General features: G+C 64.2%; 6 protein-coding genes and 1 pseudogene. All 7 read right to left on the reverse strand.

The annotated features are described in order from the left end of the window. On the reverse strand, positions 1-736 hold a 736-nt coding region (cysT, locus tag WA702_RS21950; RefSeq protein WP_425112656.1), incomplete at its 3' end, for a sulfate ABC transporter permease subunit CysT. Between the two features lie 212 nt (positions 737-948). After that, positions 949-1,938, reverse strand: coding sequence for a sulfate ABC transporter substrate-binding protein (locus WA702_RS21955; RefSeq protein ID WP_425112651.1), 990 nt, complete (start codon positions 1,936-1,938; stop codon positions 949-951). Positions 1,939-2,143: 205 nt separating this feature from the next. Beyond that, on the reverse strand, positions 2,144-2,893 hold the full coding sequence (locus WA702_RS21960) for a phosphoadenylyl-sulfate reductase (protein ID WP_425112652.1): 750 nt from the start codon (positions 2,891-2,893) through the stop codon (positions 2,144-2,146). Beyond that, complete coding sequence (locus tag WA702_RS21965; RefSeq protein WP_425112653.1) at positions 2,890-3,408, reverse strand: DUF934 domain-containing protein; 519 nt, start codon at positions 3,406-3,408, stop codon at positions 2,890-2,892. Before WA702_RS21965 ends, WA702_RS21960 begins: the two co-directional genes overlap by 4 nt. Continuing rightward, complete coding sequence (locus tag WA702_RS21970; protein ID WP_425112654.1) at positions 3,395-5,050, reverse strand: nitrite/sulfite reductase; 1,656 nt, start codon at positions 5,048-5,050, stop codon at positions 3,395-3,397. Before WA702_RS21970 ends, WA702_RS21965 begins: the two co-directional genes overlap by 14 nt. An 11-nt stretch (positions 5,051-5,061) precedes the next feature. Continuing rightward, positions 5,062-5,385: a DUF2849 domain-containing protein gene (locus WA702_RS21975; RefSeq protein ID WP_425112655.1), complete on the reverse strand. Its 324-nt coding sequence runs from the start codon at positions 5,383-5,385 to the stop codon at positions 5,062-5,064. After that, positions 5,385-5,630: pseudogene (locus WA702_RS21980) on the reverse strand (siroheme synthase CysG); the annotation flags it as partial. The gene WA702_RS21975 and the pseudogene WA702_RS21980, both read right to left, overlap by 1 nt.

Here is a 5,630-nt window from a genome sequence, read left to right on the forward strand (position 1 = left end):
TGAAGATGATGACAAAGGACGCAACCAACATCACCACCGCGATCGCAGTGGCATCCGCGTAGCGATATTCCGACAGCCTGATGACGATCAGCAGCGGCGCGATCTCGGAGATGTTCGGCAGATTGCCGGCGATGAAGATCACCGAGCCGAACTCGCCGACGGCGCGCGCGAAGGCCAGCGCCAGGCCGGTGAGTAGCGCCGGTGCGAGGCTCGGCAGGATCACCTTGGTCACGGCGTGCCAGCGGCTGGCGCCGAGGCTGGCCGCGGCCTCCTCGAGCTCCGGATCGAGATCGATCAGCACCGGCTGCACCGTGCGCACCACGAAGGGAATGCCGATGAAGATCATGGCGACGAAGATGCCAAGCGGCGTGAACGCGACCTTGATGCCGGCTGCGGCAAGCGGCGCACCAAGCCAGCCCTTCTCTGCGAACAGCGAGGTCAACGCCACGCCGGCCACCGCGGTCGGCAGCGCGAACGGCACGTCGACAATCGCATCGAACAGCCGCCGGCCGGGAAAGCGGTAACGCACCAGCACCCAGACGATGATAGTGCCCATCACCAGGTTGACGCAAGCGGCAGCAAACGCAAGCCCGAACGACACCCGCAGCGCATTGAGCGTGCGGCGGCTGGTGACGATGCCCCAGAACTGATCGAGGCTCAGCTCCGTCGATTTAATGAAGAGGCCGGCGAGCGGGATCAGCACGATTACCGACAGCCAGGTCAGGGTCAGCCCCATGGTGAGGCCGAACCCCGGCAAGGTGCTGCGTCGTGGTACGAGCGTGTTCACGAGGTCATCCGGCCCAATTCATTTCGCGTCGATCAATCGACGCTCTGCAGGATGGGTTGAGCGCAGCGATACCCATCACCCCTCCACTTACACTCGCGCAAATGATGGGTATCGCTGCGCTCCACCCATCCTACGCATTACGCATTCACCTCATCATCCGCTCAGTTCTTATAGATCTGGTCGAAGATGCCGCCTTCCGCAAAATGATCCTTCTGCGCCTTGGTCCAGCCACCGAATACATCGTCGATGGTGAACAGCTCGACCTTGGCAAACTCGTTCTCGTGAGCCTTGGCCACCTCCGGATCGCGCGGACGATACGAATTGCGTGCGGCGATTTCCTGACCTTGCTTTGTATACCAGTACTTCAGATAGGCCTCGGCGACGCCGCGTGTGCCTTTTTTATCGGCAACGCTGTCGACCACAGCGACCGGGGGCTCCGCCAGGATCGAGCGCGGCGGCGCCACGATCTCGAACTTGTCCTGGCCGAACTCCCGCAAGGCTAGATAGGCTTCGTTCTCCCAGGCCAAAAGGACGTCGCCGACGCCGCGCTCGACAAATGTGACGGTGGCGCCGCGCGCACCGGTATCGAGCACCGGAACATGCTCATAAAGGTCGGCCACGAACTGCTTGGCCTTGTCGGCGGAGCCATATTTCTTCAGAGCATAGCCCCAGGCGGCAAGATAGTTCCAGCGCGCGCCGCCGGAGGTCTTGGGATTCGGCGTGATCACCTGGACGCCCGACTTCACCAGATCGTCCCAGTCTTTGATGCCTTTCGGATTGCCCTTGCGCACCAGGAACACGATGGTCGAGGTATAGGGCGAGGAATTATCCGGCAGCCGCTTCTGCCAGTCGGCGGCGGTCAGTCCCTTGGCAGCGATGGCATCGACGTCATAGGCCAGCGCCAAGGTCACCACGTCGGCCTGCAGCCCGTCGATCACGCTGCGCGCCTGCGAGCCCGAGCCGCCATGCGACTGCTTGATCTCGACGCTCTTGCCGGTTTCCTTCTGATAGGCCGCGGCGAACGCCTTGTTGAAATCGACATAGAGCTCACGCGTCGGATCATAGGATACGTTCAGCAGCGTCACATCGGCGGCAAAGGCCGAACCTGCCCACAACAAAGCCGCTGCGACAACCAGAAGACGCCGGATCATCTCGCTCTCCATTTCGGCCCGCGAGATGACGCGGGCTCAGCACGCAAGACGCCGGATGGAAGTGCTCAAGTCAACGAAACCGGATTTTCTTGTTTCGGTTCCGGCAGCGCCATTCTGCTATTACGGAGCCCGCGAACGGATGCCGTGTTCTGTCGCACCCGAAGTTGCTCGTGAACCGAGCAATTCGTCACGGCGGCGCGACAGATCACGCCGAAGACGCCAGCGCATCGGCGCTCGCGCACGTATGAATGCCGCATTCGGTCTTCGGCCGGCCGCGCCAGCGGCCCGCGCGACTGTCTTCGTTGGCCGAACTGCGGCTGGTGCAGGGCATGCAGCCGACCGACAGATAGCCCGACGCCAGCAGCGGGTGCGGCGGCAGCTTGGCCTCGTTGAAGATCGCGATGATCTGCTCGCGCGAGACATTGGCGAACGGATTGAATTTCAATCGTGCCCCATCCTGCTCGACCACGGGAATCGTCGCACGCGCGCCGCCCTGAAAGCGCTTGCGGCCGTTGAGCCAGGCCGAGAATGGCGCAAGCGCACGGGCCAGCGGCTCGACTTTACGGATGCGGCAGCAGGTGTCGGGATCGGTGAACCACAATTCGCCGTCCGCATCCTCGCTTGCAAGCTTGGCTTCGGACGGCTTGATCGTGCGCACGTCGCGCAGGCCCAGCCGCTCGATCAGCGTGTCGCGATAGGCCAGGGTCTCCGCGAACAGCCAGCCGGTGTCGAGGAAAACGACCGGAATCGCCGGATCGACATCGGCCATCACCTTGAGCAGCGCCGCCGATTCCGTGCCGAAGGATGACACCAGCGCGAGCTGGTCGCGTCCAACGAGCTTCAGCGCGGTGGCGATGACCTCGGCCGGCGAGGCATCGCGCAAGCTTCGGTCGAGCGCGGCGGCGGACGGCACGGTATCTGTCGTTGACGGCAGCGGCACGGCACACACGGTCATAGGCCGGCACTCTCCGAATGACGCAGCTGCATCCGCCGATGCAGCGCGGTGATGCGGCCATCGCCGGTCGGCTGGTAGAACACCGAGTAGCGCTTCACCGTGTCGGCGAAGGCTTCCGCGTCGCTCTGCTTCTTCACCTCGAACGCATCGAAGCCGGCGCGCAGCATGAACACGAACTGGTCGCGCAGCACCTGGCCCGTGGCCCGCAGCTCGCCGCGCCAGGCATAGCGCTCGCGCAACAGGCGCGCCTGGGTGTAGGCGCGGCCGTCGCGGAAGCTCGGAAACACCAGCGCCACCACCGCGAGGCGATCGAGATAGGGCACGAGGTCGTCGATGTCGCGGTTGTTCGGCCAGATCACGCCGAGTTTGCCGCCGGGACGGCTGAGCAGGCCTTCCGGATCGGCCAGGAAGCGCGTGGCCGAGACCAGGATGGCGGGCTGCGCCGGCAGCTCGGCATCATCGGCGACGTGGGCGAGACTATCAGGCGTGATTTTTCCGCCCTTAACGAGTGGCATAGACCCGCTCCCTGAATGGTTCGACGCCGAGCCGCGCCACCGTCTCGATGAACAGCTCGTCGGGGCGCGCGCGCAGCGCCAAATAAGCTTCGACGATGTCCTCGACGACATCGGCGACGTCGCCATAAGGCACCGACGGTCCGATCAGGGTGCCGAGCACCGCGCCCTCGTCGGCACGGCCGCCGATCGTGATCTGATAGAATTCCTCGCCGTTCTTCTCGACGCCGAGGATGCCGATATGGCCGACATGGTGATGGCCACAGGCATTGATGCAGCCGGAGATGTTGATGTGCAGACGGCCGATCAGGTTGGCGGTGTCGTGGCTCGCGAAACGCCGCGTCAGCTCCTGCGCGATCGGGATCGAGCGCGCGTTGGCCAGCGAGCAATAGTCGAGCCCCGGGCAGGCGATAATGTCCGACACCAGATTGACATTGGGAATCGCCAGTCCGACTTTGTCGAGCGCCTTCCACAGCGCCGGCAGGTCGCGCTTGGCGACATGGGGCAGCGCCAAATTCTGCTCGTGACCGACCCGAATCTCACCGAAGGAATATTTGTCGGCGAGATCGGCGAGCGCATCCATCTGCTCGGCGCTGCAATCGCCGGGAGGCGCGCCGACCGGCTTCAGCGAGATCGTGACGATCGCATAGCCCTGCGCCTTGTGCGGGAACACCGAGTTCTTGCGCCAGGCCTCGAATTCCGGATCGGCCGCCGCCTGCTTCAGCTCGTCCGGCATGTGCGCCAGCTTCTCGTAGGACGGATAGAAGAAGCGCGAGCGGATGTCCTCCACGACCTCCTCGTCGAGCTTCAGCGCGCCGTCGCGGATCTGCTGGTACTCCTCCTCGACCTCGGCGGCGAACTTCTCGACCCCGAGCTCATGCACCAGGATCTTGATGCGTGCCTTGTAGATGTTGTCGCGGCGGCCATACTGGTTGTAGACGCGCAAAATGGCTTCGATGTAGCTCAGGATATCGCGGCCGGGGACGAAGTCCTTCACCGGCTTGGCGATGAAGGGCGTGCGGCCGAGACCGCCGCCGACCAGCACCTCGAAGCCGGTCTCGCCTGCGGCGTTCTTCGTCAGCTTCAGGCCCACATCGTGGATCTTGATGGCGGCGCGATCCTGCTCGGAGGCCGTGATCGCGATCTTGAACTTGCGCGGCAGGAACGAGAATTCCGGATGCAGGGTGGTGAACTGGCGGATGATCTCCGACCAGATGCGCGGGTCCTCGATTTCGCCCGGCGCGACGCCGGCCCATTGGTCGGCCGTGACGTTGCGCAGATTGTTGCCGGAGGTCTGCATCGACTGGATGCCGACGTCGGCGAGATCGGCCATCGCGTCCGGCAGCTCGGCGAGCTTGATCCAGTTGAACTGGATATTCTGGCGGGTGGTGAAATGGCCGTAGCCGCGATCGTAACGCCGCGCCACATGGGCGAGCCGGCGCAGCTGGTTCGAGGCCAGCGTGCCGTAGGGTATAGCGATCCGGTACATGTAGGCGTGCAGCTGCAGATAGACGCCGTTCTGCAGCCGCAGCATCTTGAACTCGTCCTCGGTGAGCTCGCCGGAGAGGCGGCGCTTCACCTGGTCGCGGAATTCGGCGACACGCTCGTTGACCAGCGTGCGGTCGATCTCGTCATAGGCGTACATGATCTGAACTTTCAGACTTGAGCCAGCGCCGGCACGCCGATCGTGGTGCCCTTCAGCCGGATCCGCTCGCGCAGATTGCCCGGTTTCAGTCTGCCCCTCTCGTCGACGTCGACGGGAGCGATATAGGGACCGATCGCGCCGAGATCATCGGCCACCGATTCCGCGAGCAGCGTGCGCGCTTCGTCCGAGGCGCGAACCACGGCGGCGGTCGACAGATCGGTCGACCAGTTGTGGGTCGCGGTCCGATAGATCACCGCACCATCCCAGGTCCGGTTGGCGGTCACGATCGAAGGACCGGTGAGCTTGATCTTCTTCTGTTCGAGCGGAGAGGTCATTACGCAGGTTCCAGCAGTTCGGCGAGGGTTTGGCTAAAATTCTGGCGACGCCAGGGCGCGGAATGCGCGACCACGTCGCCAATGATGAGGATGGCCGGGCCGCCGTCGATCCGAGCGACGAGCTCCGGCAATTGATCGAGCGTACCGACCGCGGCCTGTGCATCGGCGCGCGTCACGCGCGCGAACACGCCGACCGGGGTCTTCGGCGAGCGGCCGGCGGCGAGCAGGCCCGCGCGCACCGATGG

This window comes from Bradyrhizobium sp. (genome assembly GCF_049798375.1).
GTDB lineage: Bacteria > Pseudomonadota > Alphaproteobacteria > Rhizobiales > Xanthobacteraceae > Bradyrhizobium.

Bases quoted from the DNA above. Each gene is read 5' to 3' on its own strand.
- WA702_RS21975 (WP_425112655.1), bottom strand. From the start codon at position 5,385: ATGACCTCTCCGCTCGAACAGAAGAAGATCAAGCTCACCGGTCCTTCG.
- WA702_RS21965 (WP_425112653.1), bottom strand. From the start codon at position 3,408: ATGCCACTCGTTAAGGGCGGAAAAATCACGCCTGATAGTCTCGCCCAC.
- WA702_RS21955 (WP_425112651.1), bottom strand. From the start codon at position 1,938: ATGATCCGGCGTCTTCTGGTTGTCGCAGCGGCTTTGTTGTGGGCAGGT.
- WA702_RS21960 (WP_425112652.1), bottom strand. From the start codon at position 2,893: ATGACCGTGTGTGCCGTGCCGCTGCCGTCAACGACAGATACCGTGCCG.
- WA702_RS21970 (WP_425112654.1), bottom strand. From the start codon at position 5,050: ATGTACGCCTATGACGAGATCGACCGCACGCTGGTCAACGAGCGTGTC.